Raw genomic sequence first — 22,770 nt, forward strand, 5'->3', positions numbered from 1 at the left:
CCGCTCGAAAACAACTGGACTACCCGCGAAGACCACGCATCACTGGTCTCATGCCCGAACCGTTCGGGCTCTTCCCGGTACCGAGGAACGGCCTTCCGCCCCCCATGACCGAGGAAAACAAACGGTGCTGTCAGACGAATTCGAACTCGTCTCTGCAAGGACAGTAGCGCTGTCCATTATGCCGCGCAGAGACCGCGCCACTCGGCCAGAGCAGCGGTTCTATTCTGTTTGAAATGATCTCGGCTTGAGAGGCTGCGGCCCTGGTTGAAGTGGTTGAAGACGGAGGCGTGAACGGACACGAATTTCTGCAAACTTCTCATTCTCCGAAAGCGCTGCATTGCCCTTTCTCGTCGTCGGAATGGTAAGTGCGAGTTCTCAACGCGGTTGTTCAGCCAGCGGCCACAGGATTGGAGATGATCGCAACCCAAGTCGCGCAAAGCCGCTTGGTATGAAGCAAACCGATCGGTGACCAGCACTTCTGGCTGACCATATCGCCGCATCAATTTTCTCAGCATTTTCAATGCGGCGCGTTTGTTTCTTCGCTTCGTGACAACGCTCTCCAGGACCTCGCCTTCGTGATCGACGGCCCGCCAAAGATAGTGCCGCTCACCGTTGATCTTCACGAAAACCTCGTCGACATGCCATTGCCATGGCGAGAATGCACGCAGCTGCTGCACACGCCGCCGACGGATCTCAGATGCAAACATCGGGCCAAACCGGTTCCACCAGAACCGGATGGTCTCGTGGCTGACGTCGATGCCTCGCTCATGCAGCAGGTCCTCGACATTGCGGAGTGACAACGGGAAACGCACATAGAGCATCACTGCCAGGCGGATGATCTCGGGGCTGGTTTTGAAGTACTTGAATGGAGAGCGTTTGGTCATAGCCAGAGGCTACGCAAGCCCCCTGCCCGCCTCAAGCCAAGTTCCTCTGACATGACCACTAGAAGAGCCGCGAGCGCCCCCTTGTCGAAGGGCTGCATCGGCGCTGCGGGCAGTACGGCGCTGCGCCGTTTCACCAGCCAGTTACGGGTGAAGGACGGCACTATGCGGCCGCCGATGACCGCGATCATCATCACGCCCGCGCCCAGGCCTAGTCGCAGGCCGTAACCTTGCGCGGCATACTCGCCTTGCGCGGCCTCCCAGTGAAACAGCGCGTTGCCGAGGGCAAAGACCGCGAGCATCGCCAGCACGATTAGATTGCGCCAGTTCCGGCCCGCCACGATTTCGCGCCCGATCACCGTGGCCAGTACGACCGGGAAGGCAAGGTCGACCGCCGCCACCAGCAGCCCCGGCAACCCCGCCGAAAAGATCACAGCCACGCGCCCCACGAGCCACAGCGCCGCCAGTCCGCCCAGCGGCCAGCCGACGATTGGCAGGCGCCCCGTCCAGTTTGGCACCGCTGTCAGGAGAAAGCCCGCGACAACGGCGCCGAGATAACCGTAGAGGAACTCGTGCGCGTGCCATGACACGGGGTCGAAGGCTGTGGGCAACATCAGGTGCCCTGACAGCATCGGCACCCAAAGCGCCATCGCGAGCACGGTCCAGACCGCCGCGCCAAAAAAGAACGGGCGGAACCCGTAGGTCAGGATCGCGGGTCCGGTCCAGGCGCGCATCTGTTCGGCGGTCGAGGTCATTTGTGGCGTCCCTTGCGCGCTCAGGCCGGCGCGGCGGCGGAAATGCGGCGGTAGCCTGCCGTGCCATGATAGAAACCGTTGCTCAGGCCCGCATGCCCAATCAGCGTCGCAAGGCGAGCATCAGCCTCGCCTGTCGGCACGCGCCCATCGAGCGCATCACGAAACACCTGCGCTACCGCGACCATGTCCACGGCCTGTGGCATCAGCCGCAGGTGCGTGACGCCATCGGCAATCAGATGGGCCGCTTCGGGGAGCAGGTCGACATAGCTTTCCGACAGGGTCTGGATGCCGTTCACCCGCAGGATCGGCCGGTCGTCGCGGGTGCGGAGCGGCATGCCGTCGGGGTCTTCTTCACAGACGAACTGGCAGTTGTCCTTGGTGCGGCCGTGCGCGCGGGCGTGATAGCACCGCGCTGACACAGCCAGAGACGCGCGGCCGAAAACCTGCACCTCGACACCCAGGCCCAACGCAACTGCTGCCTGCGCCGCGGCTGCAATGGCCGGGGCCGGCATCTCGGCCGGTAGGCAGACATGGGTCGCGCCCTGCCCGGCCATCCAGGCTATCGTCGCGTCGTTGTAGGCGTTCATGAAGGGGCCGATCCGATGCGGACGCTTACCGCGCGCGTAAAGCCCTGCGGCGTTGTTCACCTCGATCTCGGGCGTGTCCATCGCGGCCAGATCCTCGGTTGCCTTGCGCTCGCGTTTCAGCATCACCTCGGCCAGCGTTGACAGGATCACGGTCTTGCCTGCGCGCTCCAACCGCTCGATCGTGGCCGGCAGGTCTGCCTCGTGGAAGGGCGCGCGCTTGGAGCAAATCACCTCGCCCAGATAAACCTCGTCGACGGGCGCCTCATCCGCGATGCGGGCGTAGAAGTCACGCCGTGCATCCGCGGACCAGTGGTAGGCGATCGGGCCGAGCGTCAGTTTCGTCATGGTATTCACCGCCATTTCTTTGTCTCGAAGGCGCCCTGGGTCTGCTTCTGCCCCTCGGTCAGGGCGATCAGGTCGGCGATGTTTGCCTCGCGTCCGGCCTTGATGTCATCCACCGCTGCGCGGAACGCACGCACAACGCCGCGGACATAGCTCTTCGAGCGCTGACGCCCTTCGATCTTGAAAGCATGCACGCCCGCCTCGATTAATTCGGGCAGGAGCCGCGACAGATTCAGGCTGATCGGTTCCTCGAAGGCGTAGTAGCCCTCGGGGCGATGGGGCGCGGCGTAGCGGCCCTTGCAGATCGTGGGATAGCCGGCCTTCTCATCGACTCCGAACCGGTCGATGGTGAAACCCGCGAGCTGCGAGGACATCGACCCGTCAGCGTCGCGCACATATTCCACATCTGAGGCGGGCGAGCACACCCCGTCCATGTTCGTGGATTGACCCGTCAGGTAATTGGTCAGGCTGCACCGCCCTTCCACCATCAGCCCGTGATTGCCGAAGATAAAGGTCTCGATCTCGCAGGGAATTTCGCGGCGGAGCTGGCGGATCTCGGGGATCGTGAGGATGCGCGGCAGGACCACACGCTTTACACCGAAGTTCTCACAATAGTAGCGGGTCGCCTCGGGCGATGAGGCCGCGGCCTGTACCGACAGGTGCAGCCGGATGCCCGGATACGTCCGGGCGATGTAGTCGGCCACGCCCATGTCGGCCACGATGAAGGCATCAACGCCCAAGCGCGCGCCGGTGTCCGCCGCATGTCGCCAGAGATCGACCTTGCCCGCAGGCGGATAGGTATTCAGCGCCAGCAGCACCTTGGTGCCGCGCGCATGGGCATAGGTCACCGCCTCGGCCAGTTCATCGGGGGTGAAGTTCAGCCCCGGGAAGTTCCGCGCATTGGTCGCATCCTGGAAGCCGCAATAAACGGCATCGGCGCCCGCGTCGACGGCAGTGCGCAGCGCGGCGGGGGTGCCTGCGGGGCAGATCAGTTCGGCAAGGCTCATGCGTATTCCTGCGGTTTGGTGGCATCCGGATAGGCCCGCCGCAACCGTGCGAGAACCGCCCGTCCGGGAGCTCCGAACATCGCCGACGCCTCCTCGGCCAGCGAGCCGTCCATGTCGTCGAGCGCATTCCTAAGACGAACGACGGCCTCGGTGTCCCCGCTGACTTCCAGATCGCGCGAGAAGAAGGCCGCGTCGCCGTCCTGCTCGGCGTCGATCAGTTCCAGAAGCAGCAGGAACCGCCCGCGGATCGTGGCCCCGGCCTGCGGCGCCGTATCGCGCGGCACGGCGCGGAAGACGAGCGCCTGCGGGTCGGGGCGCAGATGCAGCGCAAAGGGCAGTTCCACGGGGTCGATCAGGAAGTCGGTAGCCTGGTGCGGACCGAGCCGCGCGAAGAGAGACGGGTGCCGCGTCGCGACCCGACGGACAACGCGCGTCAGGACCGGTTGCAGCACAAGGCAGGCAAGCCGTGCGATCGCGCCCTCGCCGGGCCGCAACCGGGCAGTTGGTTCGCTCGTCGGGATCATGATGGGTCCTTTCGCTCCCCCGGTACGCCCGTCTCGGTCACGATCCTGTCGAGGGGAATGTCATGGGGCTGCGGGTAGATTGTGGTCAGTCGGGCTGCCGCCAGCGCGATGCCGATGGTGACGGGCCGCGGCGAGAGCGCGGCCAGTGTCCGGTCGTAATAGCCGCCGCCCCAGCCGAGCCGATAACAGCCTGCATCCCAGCCGAGGCAGGGCGCAAGCGCGATATCGGGCGTCAGGACCTCCGCCTCGGGCGGCGGAACGGGGATGTTCCAATGGCCGCGCAGCATGCGCATGCCCGGCATCCATCGTCGGAACACGAACGGCGCTGCGGTGGTCTCCACCACCGGCAGCGCGATACAGACGCCCGCCGCGTGAAGATCGGACAGGATCGGGCGCAGATCCGGTTCTCCTCGGATCGGCCAGTAGCCGGCGAGCACGGTCTCCCGGAGGGTCACGCGCGCGGCGAGGACCGTTCCGAGATGACCGCAGATGGAACTGCTCACCTGCGCCCGTCCTGTCTGGCCCAACCCCTCCCTCAGGCTGGCCAGCCTTGCCCGCTCGGCTCGACGCCAGCGCGCCACGTCGTGCGCCTGCTGCACATCCGTGCCAAGCGGATCGAAATAGGTCGGGTCCACCTCCGCCGCCATGCAGGGGGGCGAGGCATAGGCTCCCTGTCCACTCATGGAGACGCGCCCTCCTCGGCCACGGTTCCGACGGCGGCGTTGCACCAGTCCGTGACGGCAGCCTCGGTCGGTGCGAGGATCGTCGCCATGCCATCGGCATAGCGGTCGAACGCGGCCCTGTGGGTTTCGGAGAGGCCCGTCAGGACAGGAACGCCGCGGGCAAGCGCCTCGGAGATCAGCGCGCGGAAGCCGCGCCCCTCTGCCTCGCTCAGGCCAAACTTGTTGAGGATCACGAGATCTGCCCGGCCGGACAGAAGCCGCGACATCGCCAACCCGACGGCCTCCTCGAAGGCGCCCGCATCCATCCGGCAGGCTGTGGCGCCGGGTCCGAGATCCTGCGTGATGCGCCAGCGCGGCCCGTTGGGCAGAAGCCAGAGATCGCAGTCGCACGACCCCGATCCGGCATCGGGCGAGGCCGCGCGCAACGCGCCCACCAGCCGGACGCCGTCCCGCGTCAGCCGGTCAGCCACCGCGTCCAGAAGACGATCCATCCCGCCGCGCTCCTCGACTGTCACTCCCGCAAACCGCATCTTAGCCTCAAGCGGGCTCAAAGCGCGGGAACAGCACATCGTTCTCCAGCGCGATATGGGCAGCAAGGTCGTCGAACAGCGCCGCCAGGCCGCCATAGAGCGAGCGCCAGGAGCCGCAGGCGTGCTCGGGCGGCGTCAGATCGCGGGTGAGCCGCCGGATCAGCGCGATGTTTTCGGCGTGATCGTCGTGGTCGGCGCGCATGACTGCGATGGGGTGCTCGATGCCCGGCCCGCCGCCTGCGCGCAAGGCCGGAAACAAAATCATCTCCTCCTTTATCATGTGATTCTCCATCTCGCCGGCGAGCGTCCGGATGGCGGCGGCGAGCCCCGTCGGCGCGTCGGGATCGTCCGCGTGCACCCGCTCGACCCGGTCGGCCAGCGGCATGAGCGAGGCGAGATCCTCCCGATGCATCTCGTGGTAGCGCGTCAGGATATGATCAATCAGGGCACCCGTGTCCTGCGGCACTTCCGTTTCAAGGAGGTCGTTCATCGCGAGCCCTTTCACTGGCGAATCGCCCGGTCCTTGCATGGTCCGAAGCGAATTGGTATTTGCAATACGCATACCTCTTGCGAATGCGTACTTCAACTACCAAATCAGGAGCGCGACCTTGCGCCTCACCTCTTTCACCGATTACGGCCTGCGCGTGTTGATGCGGATGGCGGGCGCACCCGACCGGGCCTTCACCACCGCGGAACTGGCCGATGAATTCCGCGTGTCGCGCAACCATCTGGCCAAGGTGATCTCGGCGCTTGCCGCCGCAGGTCTTCTGGAAACCCGGCGCGGCGGTGGGGGAGGCGCCATGCTGGCCCGCGCGCCCGAGGACATCCGCCTGGGCGATGTGGTGGCGACCCTCGAAGCTGATCAGGCTCTGGTAGAATGCTTCGCCGCCGGCACCAACAGCTGCACCCTGACTCCGCAATGTCGGTTGAAAGCGCGGCTAGTCCATGCCGAGGCGGCATTTGTCGCCGACCTCAACCGCAGTACCTTGGCCGATTGCGTTTACCGACCGGAAAACGCCTGACGCGCCACCCACGCGATCCAGCCCCAGACCGTACTGCGCAGCGTCATGGCGAAAACGGTGCGCATCTCGAAAGCTCCACCCTGCGCCACATGCAAACCGAACGCCGCGAAGACCAACAGCGTTGCGGCGAAAATCGCGAACGATAGTGGCCAGGCCCATCGCCGCCCCTGCCACAGGCCGAGACCCGCGACGACATAGGCAAGCCCGGCTAGAGTGTTGAACCACAGCACGAAGGGTACGACTGCCCCCATGTCGGCTGATCCGAGCAATGTTCGGCCACCAGAGAAAACGGTCAGCACGCCAAAGGCAATCGCAACACCGCCCGCTATGCGGCGCGTCAGACTGGTTCTAGGCATCGCAAGCGCCCTCCTTCGCGCGTAGAAGTTCCATCTGCAAGTCAAACAGCCGCAACCCCTCAGGCACGAGCGCAAAGCCCCGCGCGCCAAGCGTCCAGCGGATCGCAACGCCCTGCACCAGCGACGTCAACAGGATAGCGACATCCTCCGGGCCGACGTTCCGGCGCAGGTGACCCGCCGCCTGAAGATCCCGGATCGCGGCGACAAGACGGCCCTGGAACGCGCCTAGAAGCTTGCGAAACACCTCGCGCAGGACTGGATTTTCCACCTGTAACTCGCGCGAGAACAGGATCGACGGCAGGGCAGGCGTTTCAGCAATGGCCGTCAGTTGCGCACCGATCAGCGCTTTCAGGCGCGCCTGCGGCCCGGTGGCGCCCGCCTCGGCCGCAGCCCAGTAACTCTGCAACCGGTCAGCGATATCCTCGGCCACCGCCAGCCAGAGCGCGCCCTTGGTGGGGAAATGCCGGAAGATCGCAGGCTGACTGACGCCGATGGCACGCGCGACATCCGTGGTGCTCAGCCGGTCGGGTCCGATCTCATCGGCCAGTCGCAGAACCTCGGCCACGATTTGCGCCTTTCTCTCTTCAGCACTTTGACGGCCCGACATGTGTCACCTCTTGTTAGTTATAACTCACTAACATATAGTTATGACAACCGCAACCTCTATCCCGAGTCGCGCACCCTGACCGAAAGGATCCTCGCCATGCCCGCCAAGACCGCCCCCACCGGCTATTCCCGCCTTCAGATCGCGCTGCATTGGCTCATCTTCGCACTGATCGCGCAGCAATATCTTTTCAAGGACGCGATGTCGGCCGCATGGGACCGCATCACCGATGGGCTGGAGGCTGGGTTCGACCCGCTCGTGCTGGCCCATGTGGCGGGCGGCGCGCTGGTGATGATCTTCGCGCTGTGGCGGTTGTCCCTGCGCGCCAGGCGCGGCGTGCCCCCGGCGATCGAGGCCAGCAAGGTGCAAGGCATTCTCGCGAAGCTCACCCATGTCGGGCTTTACGCGCTGATGATCCTGATGCCACTCAGCGGGTCTGTCGCGTGGTTCGGCGGGGTCGAGGCCGCGGCGCAGGGGCATAACGTGATGAAGATCATCCTGCTGGCGCTGGTTGCGCTGCATGTGATTGGCGCGCTCTACCACCAGTTCATCCTGCGCGACGGCACGCTGGCGCGGATGCGCCGGGCGCAGGGCTGAACCCATGCGCCTCGCCCCGCTCCTGGCGCTGCCACCCATCGCGCTCGGCATTGCCGCGGCGGTCTGGATGATCGCGTCTGCCCCCGGCCCCGCGCAGGTCGGGGGCGACGCGCCCGCGCTGCCCGTTCGGGTGATGACGGTCGCGGCGCAGGATATTCGGCCCGCCGCGACCGCTTGGGGCAGCCTGCGCGCGGCGGAGACCTGGGTCGCCGTGGCCGAGGTGCAGGGCGAGGTGATCTGGCGCCATCCGGACCTTGAGCCCGGTCGCCTGATCCCGGCGGGGGCGGAAGTGCTGAGGACCGACCCCGCCGACTACGAGCTGGCGCTGGCGCAATCGCAGGCCGACCTCGCGGTGCTGGAGGCCGAGCGCGTGCAGCTGACGGCAGAGGCGGACAACACACGGCGCATCCTTTCGCTGGAACAGAACCGGCTGGCCCTGGCCGAGACCGATCTGGAACGCACGCGCACACTCGTCGCGCAAGGCGCCGTTCCGCAATCGCGCGCCGACGAGGCCGAGCGCGCGACCCTTCTGGCCCGCCGCACGGTGGCGGAACTGGAGAACACGCTCGCCCTGATCCCCTCCCGCGAGGCGCGGATCGCGGCACAGGTCGCGCGCAGCGAGGCCGCCATCGACCGGGCGCGCCGCTCGCTCGACCGCACGACCCTGACGACGCCGTTCGACCTGCGCGTAACCGAGGTGAATGCTGAGCTGTTTCAGACCGTCGCCCCCGGTCAGGTGGTGATCCGTGCCGACGGGATCGCGGCGGCCGAGGTCGTGGCGCATCTGCCCATCGACAGCTTTCGACAGCTGCTGGGAGATGCACCGGAGGGCATCACCCTTGCCGACATGATGCGCGACATGCCCGCCACGCGGATTGCAGTGACGCTTAGCCCTCTGTCGGACCCGAGGCAGATCTGGAGCGCCCGTGTTGTCGGGATCGAGGGCACGCTGGATGCCCGTGCGCGCACCGTGCCGGTCGTGGTCAGGGTTGACGACCCCTATGAGGGCGCCGACCCGCCCCGCCGCCTGCCGCTAGTACCCAACATGCAGGTGCAGCTTGCCTTTTCGGGCGCTTCCATCGCCGGCGTCATCGCCATCCCCGAGGCGGCGTTGCACATGGGCAGGGTGCGGATAGCCGGCCCCGGCGATCTGCTGGAATTGCGCCCCGTCACCGCCGCCTTCGCGCAGGATGGCCGTGTCGTTATCGCCGCTGGCCTGTCGCCGGGCGACCGCGTGGTGATCGACGATATCGCTCCGGCCATCCCCGGCATGGCCCTGACCCCGGTCGAGGTCCAGCCATGATACGCTGGTTCACCGGCCACCCGACGGCAGCCAATCTGCTGCTCCTTCTGTTCCTTGCCGCCGGTGCCTTTGCCGCACCGGGCCTGCTGCGCGAGACCTTCCCCGATTTCCGCGCTGTCGAGGCCGAGATCACGGTGCCGTACCGGGGTGCCGCCGCCGAGGATGTGGAGGCCGCGATCTGCGCGCCGCTCTGGGACGGAGTGCAGGGTGTCGAGGGGCTGGAAACCCTCACCTGCACCGCGCAGAGCGGCCGCGCGCGGGCCGTGGCGACCATGGCGCCGGGCAATGACGCGCTGCGCTTCGTCAATTCCCTGCGCACCGAGGTTTCGGCCATCGATACCTTCCCCGACCGCGCCGATCCCGCCGTGGTACGCGAGTTGCACCGCTCGGATCCTGTTACATCGATCGCCATCTCGGGCGATCTGCCGCTGGGCGAGTTGGACCTTTATGCCGACGTCCTGTCGGACCGACTGACCGCCCTGCCCGGCGTCGCCCGCGTGACGCGCGGGAGGCTCGGCAGCCGGACACTCTCCGTCACCTCCTCGAACGCTTTGCTCGACAGTCACGGCCTGACACCTGCCACGCTGGCCGCTGCCATCGCCGCGCAGAACATCGACCTGCCCACCGGCATGCTGGAGGGGCCCGGCGCGGAGCTGACGCTCCGCTTCACCGCAGAACGCGAAACGGTCAGGACGCTTGCCACGATCCCCGTTCTGGCGTTGCCCAATGGCGCGACCCTGACGCTCGGCGATGTGGCGGCGATCGAGGAACGTTTCGAGCCTCCACAGGATCGCGCCTTTGTCGATGGCATCCCCGCCATCGTGCTCGATGTCGCCAAGGCGCTCGATGCCGACGCGCTGCGGGTGCTCGACGGCGTCGCGGCGCTGGTGGCCGAGGAAACCGCCCGCCTGCCCGACACGATCACGGTGGAGGTGGTGCAGGACGTGACCTCCATCATCCGCGACCGGCTGGTGATGCTGGTTCAGAACGGGGTGATCGGGCTGGTTCTCGTCATCGCCGTGATGAGCCTGTTCTTCCGTCCCGGCTTCGCGATCTGGGCAGCGATGGGCCTGCCCATGGCCTTTGCGGGCGCCTTCGTCTGGATGGCACTGACAGGGCTCAGCCTTAACATGATGACGCTGGTGGCGCTTCTGATGGCGATCGGGATCGTGATGGACGATTCCATCGTGATCGCGGATTCCATCGCGGTTCATTCGGCCAAGGGGGCCACGGTCGAAACCGTCGCGGCGGGCGTCGCCGCCGTGGCGCCGGGCGTGATCTCGTCCTTCCTGACGACGCTGGCCGTGTTCCTGCCCCTGGCCTTTCTGGCGGGCGAACTGGGGGCGGTGCTGGAGGTTCTTCCGGTGGTCCTGCTGGCCGCACTCGCCGCTTCGCTGATCGAGGCCTTCCTGATCCTGCCCCATCACCTGAAAGGCGGGATGAAGGACACCACCGCGTCCCGTTTTCGCATCCGCTTCGAGGCGGGTTTCGATGCCCTGCGCGAACGTGGCGTGGGCCGCCTGGCAGACACCGCGATCAAGGCGCGCTGGCTTGTTGTCGGGCTGGCCATCGGCGCGCTGATCGTGACCGTCGGCGCCTTGGGCGGCGGCGTGGTCAAGCGCGAGGCGATGCCCGAGATCGACGGCGACGTGCTGGAGGCGCGGCTGATGCTGCCCGCGGGCACACCGCTTGGGCGCACGACCGAGGCCGTCGCCCAGGTAGAGGCGGCGCTGGAGCGCGTGAACGCCCGCCTGTCCCCCGATCAGCCCCAGGCACAACCGCTGGTGATCCGCCGCATCACGCGGCTGGGCCGCAACCTGTCGGCGGGCGAGACCGGCGCCCATGTCGCCACCGTCGCGGTGGACCTTCTGGGTGCCGAGACGCGCACCAGTACGCTAGACGAAATCGTCACGCTCTGGCGTGACGAAATCGGCCCCCTGCCCGGTGTGAACTCTCTAATCCTGACCGAGCCGGGGATCGGCCCGCAGGGCATCGCGGTGGAATTGCGCTTGACCCACCCAGACCTCGCCGCCCTTGAGTCCGCAGGCCGCACTTTGTTGGCGGAACTCGAGACCTATGCCGGTGTGCGCAACGCGATCCTCGATTTGCGCCCGGGCGCGCCCGAATTGCGGCTAAGACTTGCGCCAGGTGCCGAAGCCCTCGGACTGACCGCCACGGACGTCGCCGGCCAGATCCGCGCAGCCTTCCTTGGCACGCAACTTGCGGAAATCCGGCGCGGCGATCTGGCCTGGGATATCGAGGTGCGGCTGGCCGATGAGGACCGCACCACCCGCGCCGACCTGAGCCTTTTCGAAGTCGCCTTGCCCGGTGGCGGCACCGTGCCGCTGTCCAGCATAGTCACCATCGACGAAGCGCTCGGCTGGGGCACCATCACGCGGCGCAACGGGTTGCGCACACTGACCGTCGCGGCCGATGTGGACGGCCGGATCGGCAATGCCGACGCGATCACCGCACGGCTGGCCGAGGGCTTTGTGCCCGATCTGGCGGCGACCCTTGGCTTCGAGATCGGCGGACAGGCCGCGAATTCCGCGGAAACCGTCGCCTCGATCCTGCGCGGGTTCCTGATCGGGCTGGTGGGCATCTACATCGTCCTCAGCTTCCAGTTCCGCAGCTATGTCGAGCCACTCATCGTGATGCTCACCATCCCGCTCGCGTTCCTGGGCGTCATCTGGGGCCATGTCCTGATGGGCTACATCATTTCCATGCCCTCGCTGGTGGGGGCGGCCTCGCTCGCGGGGATCGTGGTGAACAACGCAATCCTGCTGGTCGGTGTCATCAAGATCCGCCGCACCGAGGGTCTGTCCGCCGCGCGCGCCGCGGGCGAAGCCGTTCGGTCCCGGTTCCGACCGATCTTCGTGTCAGTTTCAACCACCATCATGGGAATGGCGCCGCTACTCCTCGAAACCTCGACGCAGGCGCAGACGCTCAAGCCGCTGGTAATCTCGGTCGTCTTCGGGCTGCTCGCCGCCACGGTTCTGATCCTCGTGATCCTGCCTGCCTTCTATGCAGTGCTGGAGGATATTCGCGAACCGAAAACAGCTGATCCGGCGATCAGTCGCGGACGGGAGGGCCCCTGACCCGGAATCGACGGTCGCGAGCGGCCTGCCGCCTTGCGGCGCAGTCCCAGGCGCTGCGTCAAACCAGGCGGCAGTCCTGCAGCCTTCCAATGGCCTCTTTCGCCTCTGCGTCGGCGAGCAGGCAAAGTCCGGTCGAAAGGGCGTCGGCCAAGGCAGCCGTGGGTGCGGTGACCGATACGGTGCGTGCCGTTGCCGGGGCGGGTAGTCCGGTCCGGGGGTCGAGGATGTGGCCGATGGTTTCAGCCGCGTCGAAGGACGTGCCAAGCGGTGCCGATGTCGCCAGCGCGCGGTCACGGAACCTAAACGCCCTGCCATCCGGCAGCGACACCGACCAGGGTGCACCAGACGGCATGCCCCCCAAGGCGCGCACCTCTCCCGTGTCGATCAGGATCCGGTCGAGGCCCTGCGCCTCCAGCATCCGCGCTACACGATCTGCGACATAGCCCTGCGCGATGCCGTTCAGCGTGAGGGCCATGCCCGACCGTGCGAAGGCGATCCGCGACGGGGCGACTCTCAGTAGTGACCAGCCGACGCGCGATCGCGCTTCCTCCAGCATCGGGCCCGTCACCGTGCCGCCCGCGGCATATGCCTCGGCATAGGTCGCCCAGAGCGGCTGAATCGTCGGGTCGAAGGCACCGTTTGTCGCGTCATGCACGGCATCGGCGATGCCAAGGCATTCGACAAGCTCGAACGGCGGCACATCCAGCGACCCGTCGCGGTTCAGCCGCGACAGGGCCGAGCCCGGCCGATAGAGGCTGAATACATCCTCGAGGCGGTCGATTTCCTGCAAAACGGCAGTCACGATCTTGGCAGCATCCGGGTGGTCCAGCGTGATCGATGCCCGCGCTCCAAGCGCAGTACCGCTCCAGTACCGCTTCGGTGCCGCCGCGGCGGGGCCCGCCAGCGCGGCGGCGGCAGAGATCGCGATGAAACGGCGGCGGGAAAGGCTCGGCATGGTGGTCTCCTAGTCGATGGCCGCCCCCTCGGGCGGGATGAAATTGCCCTCCTCGTCGAGCGCAAACTCGACCGGGGCCAACACCTTCTCGTCCGGCACCGAGAGCAGCGACAGGATCTCGCCTCCGTTGCGGACGACAAAATCCTCGGCGGCGGCGCGATCGGCGAAGGGAACAAGCTCGGGCGCCCCCATGCCGCCCGCGACGGTGGCGCCAACGACGTAAACGGCAGTCTCGGCGGCGATCCAGTTGTCGGTGCCGGGCGCCTCCCAGCTGGGGGCAGCGCCCATGTCGCTGACATAGATCATGGCGATGGCGTGGCTTTGCTCGGGCATCCGCTGGTAGGCGATCGCGTCGCGCACCTGGCTGAAGAACAGCGGATCGGGCAGACCCGCCAGATGGACCTGCGCCTTGGGGCCGGGATGTTCCAGCAGGTCCATCTGGCAGTAATGGCCCACCGCCTCGGCGGTCATGGTGACGGGCAACGGCCGTTCGGCCACCTCTTCCTTGCAGCCCGACAGCACGAGAGCGACAAGCGCGAGAGCGATGAGGCGGGTCATGGTCGCACCCTCCGGAAGGCGAGCAGGGCAAGGGCAAAACCGCCCGCCGCCCAGACCAGCAGCGAGGACAGCGCCAAGGCCGGCGGAATGGTCTGCGCCGCGCCTGCGACGCCCGCCGCCGCGCCCGCCGCCTCGGAGGCGGCGAGGTTGTAAAGCCGAAAGGCATCCGCCGGGTTGGCCAGCAGAAGCCACGGAAAAACCCGCGTGGTGAAGGGCCCGCCTCCATCGGCGATCACGGCAGCCAGCAATCCGAGATCGTACAGCACCACGAAGACCAGCCAAAGCCCGATGGCTGCGCCGGCGGCCGCGCCCGGGCGTCGCGACACCGCCGAGACGGCATATCCCGCCCCGAGGAAAGCTGCGCCCAGCAACAGGGAGGACAGCAGCAGCCGCACAAGCGCGTGCATGCCTGCCGCCGCCCCGGGATCGAAAGCGAAGGCCGCCAATGCGGCCACGCCGTAGCCGGTCAGAAGGGCGATGCCCAGAACCGCCAGATGCGCGAGGAATTTGCCCGCAAGGATCTCGCCCCGGCTGACGGGATAGGTCAGGATCAGCGGCAAGGTGCCGCGCTCGATCTCGCCCGCCACCGCGTCGAAGGAGATCAGCAGCGCGAGAAGCGGAACGAGATACACGGCAAGAGAGGTGAGGCTGGCAACTGTGACCGACAGCTTGTCGGCGCCGATCTGCCCGGTTGGTGCGCTGCCCGCAGCCGACAGGACAAGCGCAAAGAGCGCCATCATTGCGACCGCGATCGCGACCCAGCGGTTGCGCATCGCGATGCGTATCTCGGATCCGGCCCCAGCCATCACACGGGTCATTGATCTGCCCTCCGGCTGAAATGGGTGTACAGGTCTTCGAGGCTCGGCGGGATCACCTCGACGTCCTCGATCATGCCGCCGAGACGGGCGATCTGTCCGAGGCGGGACAGCTTTTCGCCGTGCGCGCAGGTCAGGTCGACCCGCACGCCGTTGACGCGGGTGCCATCCAGTCGCCGAGCCACGTCGCCCACCGTATCGGGCCGGGCGGCCACCTGGATTTGGATCGGCAGACCGGCCTCGCGGCGCAGGTTGGCCAGGGTGTCGTTGGCGACGAGCCGCCCCTTCGACAGGATGGCGATGCGGTCGGTGCGCGCCTCGACCTCGGTCAGGGCATGCGAGGACAGCAGGATCGCCGTGCCGTCCCGCGCCAGGTCGGCGAGGATGGCGTAGAATTCGCGCCGCGACACCGGGTCGAGGCCGCTGGTCGGTTCGTCCAGCACCATCAGCCGCGGCCGTCCGATGAGCGCCTGCGCCAGCCCGACGCGCTGCCGCATCCCCTTGGAATAGGTGCCGATCCGGCGGTCGGCGGCCTGCTCCAGCCCGACCCGTTCCAGCAGGGCGCCGGCTTTCGAGGCCGGTTCGCCGCGCAGCCGCAGGTACAGCGCGATCTGCTCGCGCCCGGTCAGGGCCGGGTGAAAGGCCGCGTTTTCCGGCAGATAGGCCGTGGCCTCGCGCGCGGCGCGGTCGCCGGGCGCGGCGCCCGCCACGCGGATCTCGCCCGAGGTTGCCGGGATCAGGCCAAGGATGGTCTTCATCAGGGTCGACTTGCCCGCCCCGTTGTGACCCAGCAGCGCAACGCGCTCGCCTTCGGCCACCGCAAGGCTGACATCCCGCAGCGCCTCGACGGCGCCAAAAGTCCTAGTGACCCGAGAGCAGGTCAGCATCGCTCATCTCCTCAATGTCTCCGGCGCGGGCCAGCGCATCGGCCTCCAGCGCCGCGATGTCGGCCGGCACCGCGATCTCGGGCGCCGTCATCAGCGGCGCGCTGTCCAGCACGCCGCCCGGCAGGGTCGCCGGAAAGGCCGACTGGCTCCAGCGCACCAGTTGCACGGCGGGCGAGCCCAGCAGCAGCTTGGCCGAAGGCTGCGACCACAGGATGTGGTCCATCAGGTCGTTCGGCCGGAAGGCACCGTCCGCGATCCCGTCACCGTCCAGATCGAAGGCCGGGTGGTCCGACCAGAAATTGCCGCGGCCTTCCGCGCTCCACTCCATGTGTCGGGTTCCTACGTATTTCACCTGGTGGCGGTTGCCGACGAAGGCATTGCCAGTGATCTGGTTGCGCTCGGACCCGGCGGTGAAGTGAATGCCGATCTCGCATCCCTCGAAGCGGTTGCCCTCGATCCGGTTCTTGTGCGCGTTGTAGATGAAGGTGCACTTTTCATGCGTGCCGCCGCGTACCAGGTTGCCGGTAACCTGCGCGTTGTTGGCGTAGTTCAGCATGATCCCATGCGTGCGGTCGCCCAGCGAGAGGTTGTCGCGCACCTCGATCCGGTTCGAGAACATCAGCGCAAAGCCAAGCGTGTTACCCAGGGAGATGTTACCGATGACCTGAGAGTTGTTGGTGTACATGTAGTGCACGGCAAAGCGCAGGTCGCGGAAGGTGTTGCTGCGAAAGGTGTTGTCTTTCGAGGCATTGGCGAAAATTCCGTCCCGGCCCCAGATCACGTCATTGGCCTCAACAATCGTTCCAGGCGCGTTCCAGACGTAGATCCCATTGCCCCGGTCATTCACCCGCCGATCGCGGCGGCCTTCGATCCGGTTTCCGCGCACGATACTGTCGCGCGCGCCATGCACGGTAATGCCGTGCAGGTTGCCAATCAGGCGGTTGTTTTCGACAAGCGCGTTCGTGGCCGTCCGTTCGAGCTTTACTCCTGAATCGATTTCTGCGCCGTCATTGCCCGAACCACGGATCGTCAGGTTGCGAACCACCGCGCCGTCGCCGCTTACGGAAACGACGCTGCCCGTTCCGTTGCCTTCGAGGATGGCGCCGTCGTGGCCTTCAAGGGTCAGCGGAATATCTATGGATACCGGACCCTCGTGCAGGCCCGGCATCAGTAACAGCACGTCGCCGGGGCCAGCCCCGGCGACGGCGGAGACAAGCGCACCCGGCGCGGGCAGGACCTCCCGCATCTCCGCTGGGACCTGCGACGCCAAGACGATCAGGGCTGCGGCAAGGATGTACCGGATGCGCGACATCGTCACGCGCCCTGCGGTTCGACGAACATCCGACCGCGCATCTCCATGTGTAGCGCGTGGCAGAACCACTGGCAGTAGTACCAGTAGACACCCGGCTGCGCCGCTGTGAAGGTCACCGAGGCAGTCTGCTGCGGCCCGACCTCCATCGCGACGCCGTGGTTGCCCATGGTGAAGCCGTGTGTCAGGTCGTCGATGTCGTCCATGTTGGTGACATAGACGGTCACCTCGTCGCCCTGCTTGACTGTGAACTTCTCCAGACTGAATTGCGGCGCAACCGAATGCATGTAGACCCGCACCTTGTTGCCGTCGCGGATGATCTCGTCATGGCCCCAGTCGAGGTCAACGCCATCCGCCGCGGCCTGCTGGCGCGCGTCTTCCCACATCGGGTCGTCACGGTTCCATGCATGCAATGGATTGACTTTGGAGCGGTGCACAAGGATCGAATCGTGCGGTTCAGCGAAAGTCGGACCATCGTGCACCAATGTCAGGTTGTCACCGTCAATGACAAAAAGCTGCTCGTTCTCGGGCTTCAATGGGCCCACGTTCAGGAATCTGTCCTTCGAGAACTTGTTCATCGACAAATAGTATTTGCCCGACGCATCAAGAGTTTCGCCTTCAGCCGTCGAGTTGTGCCCGGGCTGATAGTGCACATCGGTCTTGGAAATGATCGGATCGACATTTTCGCCGGCATAGGCCTGCACTGCCTTCTCGATGTTCCATTTAACCACCTGGCTATCGAGGAAGAGCGTCGTGAAGGCATTGCCCTGACCGTCAAAGCAGGTGTGAAGCGGACCGAGACCCAGTTCCGGTTCTGCCACTACGGCAGACCGCGGCTCGGCCCCTTCGTAGAACACCGCGTCCAGCTTGCGCACGTCGATCACGCTGACCGTAGGCGAAAGCTTTCCGGCGATGCACAGGTGCACCTTGTCTGGTGCCATGTTGCAGCCGTGCGGGTTGTTCGGGATCGGAATGTAGCGAACGTAGTTCTTTTCAGACCCCTTGCGCCCGTCGATCACCTTAACGCCGTTGAGCTCGATGTAGTCACCCGCAGCAATGCCCTTTTCGATCTCGGCGATGTTATAGACCACGACATGGTCCATATCCGCTGCCGTCATGTCGGCAAGGTTCATGCCCATTTCTGAGTTGTACGAGGTGGAAAAAGCGTACTTGCCCTCGTAGTCGGCGTCGGTGTTGTCGAGGTTGCCCGTCACCATCACCTGCCATGCGACGGTCATCTCGTCGGCATTGATCGCGGTGTAGAAGTTCACGTATTTCGACGGATCGTCGAGGATCATGCCGTCGTTGACCATGGGTGCTTCGTCCTCGCCGTTGGCAAAGACGTAGTTGGTGCGCGGCCACTTTTGCGGACGCAGACCATGAATGCCCTTGGCGTTCGGAATCTCGATGATCTTGTCGCATTTCATAACGTCGCAGCGCACCCGGGCGACGCGCGTGTTGGCCTTGTCGTTCATGAACAGGAAGCGGCCATCGTACTTGCCCTCGGTGAAGGACATGTGGACGTGGTGCAGGTCGCCATTGCGCGGGAATTCCAAGCCGTTTGCGGCGAGGTAGTCCTTGGTCTTCTGGGTCAGACCCTCGGTCAGGATCTTCTTCGATTCGTTCGTGATCCCCCACCCGGTGGCCGAGCAGATGTTGAACACCGGCACGCGCATCAACTCGCGCATCGAGGGCACGCCGAGGATACGCATCTCGCCGGTCTGGCCAGACGACCAGAAGCCGTAGTACTCGTCCAGCTCGCCCGGCGCGACATGGCCGGTCCCGGTTGCGGCCCGGGTCGGCGTGGCCGATCCCAGTAAGGCCGCGCCCGTAGCGCCGCCCAACATGGCACTGCCGGATACGCCCAGCGTTCCGAGTGCGGCCCCTCCGGCCGTCGCGCCCAGAAGTCCGCGCCGGCTGATGCCGCTTTTCCCCATCTTGTCAGACATTTTGAGTCTCCTTTCTGTTGGGGTGATTGGTCAGAACCCTGTCGAGCACCTCGGCGCTCACCGAGGCGTTCGCTCGGCGTTTCTCGCGGCGCTGGACGACAGGGCATTTCGATTTCGACCGGTAGAGCACCTGGCAGTTCAGGCAGTTCAGGCATTCGTTCGGGTTGATCTCACCGGTTGGGTGGATCGCTTGCACCATGCAGTCGTTGGCGCAGGTCTGGCAGGGATTGCCGCATTCGCGGTAGCGTTTGAGCCAGTCGAACATCCGGATCCGGGCCGGAATTGCGAGGGCTGCGCCCAGCGGGCAGAGATAGCGGCAGTAGAACCGCTCGACGAAGAGCCCGATGAATAGCAGGACACCGGCATAGAGCACGAAGGGCCAGGCGCGGTCGAACTTCAGCACGATCGCCGTCTTGAACGGCTCGACCTCGGCCAGATGCTCGGCCTGTTCGATGGAGGCGAGGGAGACGCCGAACAGGCCCAGAAATAGGATGTACTTCACTGCCCACAGGCGTTCATGAAGACCCCAGGGCAGCTCCCATTGCGGCACCTTGAAGATTTTCGCGATGCGGTTCGAGAGCTCTTGGAGCGCGCCGAACGGGCAGAGCCAGCCGCAATAGGCGCCGCGCCCCCAGAAGATCAGTGCGGCAGCGACCGAGAACCACAGGATGAAGGTCAGCGGGTCCAGCAGGAACGCTTCCCATGTGAAGTCGTTCGCGAGCGAATTGGCCAGCGCCATCAGGTTCACGACCGACAGTTGCGCATTGGCATACCAGCCGAGGAAAACCAGCGTGACCGTCAGAAAGCCCATGCGGAACCAGAGTGTGGCGCGGGCCGAGCGCGTGACGAGATCTTGGAAGAAGAACACGACCGTCAGAACTGTGAGCATCACCGCCAGAACGGCGATCTCCACCGTCTTGTCGCGCCAGATGCGCTGCCAGAGCGCCGTCTTGGCAGCGGCCTCGTCTGGCTCGGGCGCGATCGCTGCGGCGGGCGCGGGTTCGGGTGTGATCGGTTCCAGGAAGTCGGCGGGTGGCTGCCAGCCCATCTCGAAGGTGGTATAGACACGCTCGATGGCGCCCACATCGCGCTGGACCAGAAGTTGCAGGCGGAATGGCTCGGTCGGATCGAAGTCGATGCCGGCCGGAATTCGGAACAGGTCCATCTCGGACAGGGTCGGCACTCCGTCCGACGCGATGGCGCCCACCCGGCGGTGGTCGCGGTCGCGGAAGCGCACCGAGATATCGCCCTGGATCAGCTGGATGCGGTCGAAGATACCACCACGGACATAGCCTGAACCCTTGAAGGAATACTGCCCACGACCAGCGACCAGCAGAGCATGCTCTCCCTCGGCCAGCCAGTCGCGCAGGTTCTGGCCCTCGGCCTGCTCAAGCAGCGCGTCGGTGATCCCCGGGATCGAGACAAGCGTGGCGTAAAGATCGATGAACGTGTCGTCTTCCGCGCCGGCAATGGGCCGCGCCGCCGCGCGCGGGTCTTCAACCTGCTCGAATGCGCGGTTCACCTGTCCGACATCCAGCGATAGGCGCCGGACCGTGCCGTCCCCGACCAGCGTCTGCCAGTCCCCTGCCGCAGTCGCCTCGGCGTCGATCGCGTATTTCGGCCCTTGGGGCGCGGTTTCAGGGGCGAGCCCACCCAGACCGAGGACGCGCGCCACCCGGATCGAGGACCGGACGACCGAGTCGTCGATGACCATGATGGTGACCGTCGCGCCGGAAATGATGTTGAGATCATGCGCAACACCACCGGCCACCGCTTCGGCCGCTATGTCCAGACCGGCGTAAGAGGCAGTCAGCGCTTGCACCTTGGCCTCGGGGATGCCGATCAGGACGATGGGTTCGGAATGTTTGACCAGGCGGACCGCGCGCAGCACGGCATCTTGTCCGATGGCGACCATCACGTGGATGGGTTTGCCGGAATAGCCGGTCGTGCCGACAAAATCCGACGTGACGAAAGCCCAGCCCACGGTTTCGGCGCCGCTCTGAACGGGGACGACCGGTAGGTCGTCACGGATCGGTCCGAAGGCGTCAGCGCCTTCGATAAGCTCGGAAGGGGATACTTCGCCCAGGAAATGGCCGAGCACCGGGCTCTGCGCGTATGCGGGCGCCGCCACTGCGGCAAGCAGAAAGAGGATACGAAGGAGGCTTCGGAACAGCAACATCAGGTTTCTTTCTCGGTCGGGGGGCCGCGCGGGACCGGCAAGCGCCCGCGTTCAAGGGCGCGGTTTGTCGATTTCCACGTGTATGGAACAACTGCTGCTAACGACTTCAATATTTCCAAGACGGAGGCTTTTGGGATCAGACAAACTCCAGCGGGCGACGGACATGCAGCACAACCACAGTCGCAGGTCGCGTCGCCGGGTGCCTCGATTGGGTTACCTTCGCTGTCTACGGTTATCGTTATCGCGCCGTCACCTGAGCAAATGACGATCTCGAATCCATTAGCGCGCTCTCCCGCATGGACGCGGCCGGGTTGCGCGAATTGTGTAACCAGTCCCAATACCACGAGAGCCACAAAAACGCGGCAGAAAACCTTTCGCAGGCTCCAAGTACATGCCGTCATCTTATGTGGACCAGAAATGAACATTCCGATTTCCCGATATTTGGGCGATTCTAAATCACCCTTTTCTGGAGGCTTGTCTCATCCGGGTCAGGAAGGCACCTTGATCAAGATCAAGTAAAATGATCTTTTTGCGTAGTAGTGTTTCCAGGATGGGCAACACAGGGTTACTGACGCTTGCCGCGTAAGGAGGTGTCGCTAGTGCGATTGACGAAGTTTTCCGACTATGCCTTACGAATCCTCATCCTTGCAGCAAGCAAGGACGGGAACAACGTGACCATCGAGGAAGCCGCTGCGGTCTACGGAATTTCCGCACCGCATTTGAAAAAGGTCGTTCGGACGCTGACGAACGAAGGGTTCCTAAAGGCTCAGCGAGGACGTTCGGGCGGCTTCCGTCTGGCGGCGCCGCCGGAGAAGATTAACCTTGGCAAGGTCATCCGGGCAACTGAACCGGATTTTGCGCTGGTCGAATGCTTCCGCGAAGATAACCAATGCTTGATAACGTGCTCATGCCGTCTCCCGCAAATCCTCAATAGCGCCATCGAAGCGCTGCTCGAGGTTTTTGACCACTACAGTCTGGCCGATATCGTAATCGACGGCTCAATCTTTCCAGTTTCATGATCCGATAAGCTTAGGACGTAGACGTCCCCAAGCGCCATACCTGAAGACACGGCGAGATTGAGTTCAAAAAATGGAGAACTCCACGACTTGGCACTAAACTTTCGGCAACTCGACCCAGAGGCCTTTGAAAGACGCGTCAATATTCGGCGAGGAATGTTGATCGTATTGGGTATCGACCTCCCCAAACAACGACTTCCCAAGGCCGTGGAAGATGACATCCGACAAAGTATGATTAACTGCGAAAAAATGTGGACATGCGACTGACTGCATAAAGTGGCAGGAAATGCAGATGGATCGCGCATCGCCTCCAAGATTTTGCCTCAACCGCGAAATCTTTCCTCGGCTCGCAGCAATCGAGTAGTTGGAAACACGGACATTCAGTTTCATGGCTGACGTCAATGCCGCGTGCATGCGGCAGATCCTCGGCATTTATAAGCGATAACGGAAACCGGACATGGAGCATCACCGCCAGACGGATGATCTCAGGGCTGGTTTTGAAAGTTCGAAACGGGGAGCGCTTTGCCATGGGCTGACGCTACGCCGCGCCCTGCCCGCGCTCAACCAAGTCTCATCTGACAAGGTCTGCGCGCACAATCATAACGACCGACTGGCGAAACCACGCAGTAGCCATCGTTACATGCGGCCGCCCCTTGCCGTCCAGGCAAAAAAATGGCCGGGACAAGCCCGGCCACAGTCCAACAGGGAGGTAAAAGGCGACGCGAGTTCGCTCAAAACGTCGCCTGCTTTAGTGAGTTTAAGTCGTCTACCTTGATGCAACAAGGCGCAGCGCCTGCATTTCCGGGCACCGCC

The 22,770-nt window shown here is 64.9% G+C and carries 22 protein-coding genes and 2 pseudogenes; 6 read left to right on the forward strand and 18 right to left on the reverse strand.

What is annotated here, in order from left to right:
- Positions 1-176: 176 nt before the first annotated feature.
- From E0501_RS13135 to E0501_RS13170, 8 genes are read right to left on the reverse strand one after another with little or no spacing between them, the layout of a single operon-like run.
- Positions 177-884, reverse strand: coding sequence for an IS6 family transposase (locus E0501_RS13135; protein WP_137701855.1), 708 nt, complete (start codon positions 882-884; stop codon positions 177-179).
- On the reverse strand, positions 881-1,636 hold the full coding sequence (locus E0501_RS13140) for an NnrS family protein (RefSeq protein WP_137701856.1): 756 nt from the start codon (positions 1,634-1,636) through the stop codon (positions 881-883). The genes E0501_RS13135 and E0501_RS13140 overlap by 4 nt, the downstream gene beginning before the upstream one ends.
- A 20-nt stretch (positions 1,637-1,656) precedes the next feature.
- Positions 1,657-2,568: a ubiquinone anaerobic biosynthesis protein UbiV gene (ubiV, locus tag E0501_RS13145; protein ID WP_235857850.1), complete on the reverse strand. Its 912-nt coding sequence runs from the start codon at positions 2,566-2,568 to the stop codon at positions 1,657-1,659.
- Positions 2,569-2,573: 5 nt separating this feature from the next.
- Positions 2,574-3,572 carry a ubiquinone anaerobic biosynthesis protein UbiU gene (gene ubiU, locus E0501_RS13150; protein WP_137701858.1) on the reverse strand — a complete coding sequence of 333 codons (999 nt, stop codon included), beginning with the start codon at positions 3,570-3,572 and terminating at the stop codon, positions 2,574-2,576.
- On the reverse strand, positions 3,569-4,096 hold the full coding sequence (gene ubiT, locus E0501_RS13155; RefSeq protein ID WP_137701859.1) for a ubiquinone anaerobic biosynthesis accessory factor UbiT: 528 nt from the start codon (positions 4,094-4,096) through the stop codon (positions 3,569-3,571). The genes ubiU and ubiT overlap by 4 nt, the downstream gene beginning before the upstream one ends.
- Complete coding sequence (locus E0501_RS13160; RefSeq protein WP_235857851.1) at positions 4,093-4,779, reverse strand: 5-formyltetrahydrofolate cyclo-ligase; 687 nt, start codon at positions 4,777-4,779, stop codon at positions 4,093-4,095. The genes ubiT and E0501_RS13160 overlap by 4 nt, the downstream gene beginning before the upstream one ends.
- Positions 4,776-5,309: a DUF2478 domain-containing protein gene (locus tag E0501_RS13165; RefSeq protein WP_137701860.1), complete on the reverse strand. Its 534-nt coding sequence runs from the start codon at positions 5,307-5,309 to the stop codon at positions 4,776-4,778. Before E0501_RS13165 ends, E0501_RS13160 begins: the two co-directional genes overlap by 4 nt.
- Before the next feature lie 7 nt (positions 5,310-5,316).
- Positions 5,317-5,799, reverse strand: a complete 483-nt coding sequence (locus E0501_RS13170) for a hemerythrin domain-containing protein (protein ID WP_235857852.1) — start codon at positions 5,797-5,799, stop codon at positions 5,317-5,319.
- Positions 5,800-5,917: 118 nt separating this feature from the next.
- Here E0501_RS13170 and E0501_RS13175 point away from each other — a divergent pair, with 118 nt between their 5' ends.
- On the forward strand, positions 5,918-6,331 hold the full coding sequence (locus E0501_RS13175; RefSeq protein ID WP_137701862.1) for an RrF2 family transcriptional regulator: 414 nt from the start codon (positions 5,918-5,920) through the stop codon (positions 6,329-6,331).
- Here E0501_RS13175 and E0501_RS13180 read toward each other — a convergent pair.
- Both E0501_RS13180 and E0501_RS13185 read right to left on the reverse strand, forming a co-directional pair.
- Complete coding sequence (locus E0501_RS13180) at positions 6,310-6,687, reverse strand: hypothetical protein (RefSeq protein WP_137701863.1); 378 nt, start codon at positions 6,685-6,687, stop codon at positions 6,310-6,312. The two genes, E0501_RS13175 and E0501_RS13180, sit on opposite strands and share 22 nt — an antisense overlap.
- Positions 6,680-7,252, reverse strand: coding sequence for a TetR/AcrR family transcriptional regulator (locus tag E0501_RS13185; protein ID WP_235857853.1), 573 nt, complete (start codon positions 7,250-7,252; stop codon positions 6,680-6,682). The genes E0501_RS13180 and E0501_RS13185 overlap by 8 nt, the downstream gene beginning before the upstream one ends.
- 138 nt (positions 7,253-7,390) lie before the next feature.
- Here E0501_RS13185 and E0501_RS13190 point away from each other — a divergent pair, with 138 nt between their 5' ends.
- The 3 genes from E0501_RS13190 to E0501_RS13200 are packed head-to-tail and all read left to right on the forward strand — an operon-like array spanning position 7,391 to position 12,289.
- Positions 7,391-7,888, forward strand: a complete 498-nt coding sequence (locus tag E0501_RS13190; RefSeq protein WP_137701865.1) for a cytochrome b — start codon at positions 7,391-7,393, stop codon at positions 7,886-7,888.
- A 4-nt stretch (positions 7,889-7,892) separates the two neighbouring features.
- Positions 7,893-9,191 (forward strand): efflux RND transporter periplasmic adaptor subunit, encoded by a 1,299-nt coding sequence (locus E0501_RS13195; RefSeq protein ID WP_137701866.1) that lies wholly within the window; start codon positions 7,893-7,895, stop codon positions 9,189-9,191.
- Positions 9,188-12,289 carry an efflux RND transporter permease subunit gene (locus E0501_RS13200; protein WP_137701867.1) on the forward strand — a complete coding sequence of 1,034 codons (3,102 nt, stop codon included), beginning with the start codon at positions 9,188-9,190 and terminating at the stop codon, positions 12,287-12,289. The genes E0501_RS13195 and E0501_RS13200 overlap by 4 nt, the downstream gene beginning before the upstream one ends.
- 58 nt (positions 12,290-12,347) lie before the next feature.
- Here E0501_RS13200 and E0501_RS13205 read toward each other — a convergent pair whose 3' ends face one another.
- The 7 genes from E0501_RS13205 to E0501_RS13235 are packed head-to-tail and all read right to left on the reverse strand — an operon-like array spanning position 12,348 to position 20,941.
- Positions 12,348-13,244, reverse strand: coding sequence for an FAD:protein FMN transferase (locus E0501_RS13205; protein WP_137701868.1), 897 nt, complete (start codon positions 13,242-13,244; stop codon positions 12,348-12,350).
- A 9-nt stretch (positions 13,245-13,253) separates the two neighbouring features.
- Positions 13,254-13,802 (reverse strand): nitrous oxide reductase accessory protein NosL, encoded by a 549-nt coding sequence (locus tag E0501_RS13210; RefSeq protein WP_137701869.1) that lies wholly within the window; start codon positions 13,800-13,802, stop codon positions 13,254-13,256.
- A complete protein-coding gene (locus E0501_RS13215; RefSeq protein ID WP_137701870.1) occupies positions 13,799-14,620 on the reverse strand; it encodes an ABC transporter permease in 822 nt (273 codons plus the stop codon). The genes E0501_RS13210 and E0501_RS13215 overlap by 4 nt, the downstream gene beginning before the upstream one ends.
- Positions 14,617-15,504 carry an ABC transporter ATP-binding protein gene (locus tag E0501_RS13220; RefSeq protein WP_137701871.1) on the reverse strand — a complete coding sequence of 296 codons (888 nt, stop codon included), beginning with the start codon at positions 15,502-15,504 and terminating at the stop codon, positions 14,617-14,619. The genes E0501_RS13215 and E0501_RS13220 overlap by 4 nt, the downstream gene beginning before the upstream one ends.
- Positions 15,479-16,816 carry a nitrous oxide reductase family maturation protein NosD gene (locus E0501_RS13225; protein ID WP_137701872.1) on the reverse strand — a complete coding sequence of 446 codons (1,338 nt, stop codon included), beginning with the start codon at positions 16,814-16,816 and terminating at the stop codon, positions 15,479-15,481. The genes E0501_RS13220 and E0501_RS13225 overlap by 26 nt, the downstream gene beginning before the upstream one ends.
- Positions 16,817-16,818: 2 nt before the next feature.
- A complete protein-coding gene (gene nosZ, locus E0501_RS13230; RefSeq protein ID WP_137701873.1) occupies positions 16,819-18,762 on the reverse strand; it encodes a TAT-dependent nitrous-oxide reductase in 1,944 nt (647 codons plus the stop codon).
- Positions 18,755-20,941: a NosR/NirI family protein gene (locus E0501_RS13235; RefSeq protein WP_137701874.1), complete on the reverse strand. Its 2,187-nt coding sequence runs from the start codon at positions 20,939-20,941 to the stop codon at positions 18,755-18,757. The genes nosZ and E0501_RS13235 overlap by 8 nt, the downstream gene beginning before the upstream one ends.
- A 599-nt stretch (positions 20,942-21,540) precedes the next feature.
- Here E0501_RS13235 and E0501_RS13240 point away from each other — a divergent pair.
- Together E0501_RS13240 and E0501_RS21820 are read left to right on the forward strand one after the other, a co-directional pair.
- Complete coding sequence (locus E0501_RS13240) at positions 21,541-21,960, forward strand: RrF2 family transcriptional regulator (RefSeq protein WP_137701875.1); 420 nt, start codon at positions 21,541-21,543, stop codon at positions 21,958-21,960.
- Positions 21,961-22,213: 253 nt separating this feature from the next.
- Positions 22,214-22,321 (forward strand): annotated as a pseudogene (locus E0501_RS21820) (hypothetical protein); the annotation flags it as partial.
- Between the two features lie 18 nt (positions 22,322-22,339).
- On the opposite strand, the pseudogene E0501_RS21570 reads toward E0501_RS21820, so the two are convergent.
- A pseudogene (locus E0501_RS21570) lies at positions 22,340-22,486 on the reverse strand (IS6 family transposase); the annotation flags it as partial.
- Positions 22,487-22,770 lie beyond the last annotated feature (284 nt).

The sequence above is a fragment of the Marimonas lutisalis genome (assembly GCF_005434965.1).
GTDB classification, from domain to species: domain Bacteria; phylum Pseudomonadota; class Alphaproteobacteria; order Rhodobacterales; family Rhodobacteraceae; genus Marimonas_A; species Marimonas_A lutisalis.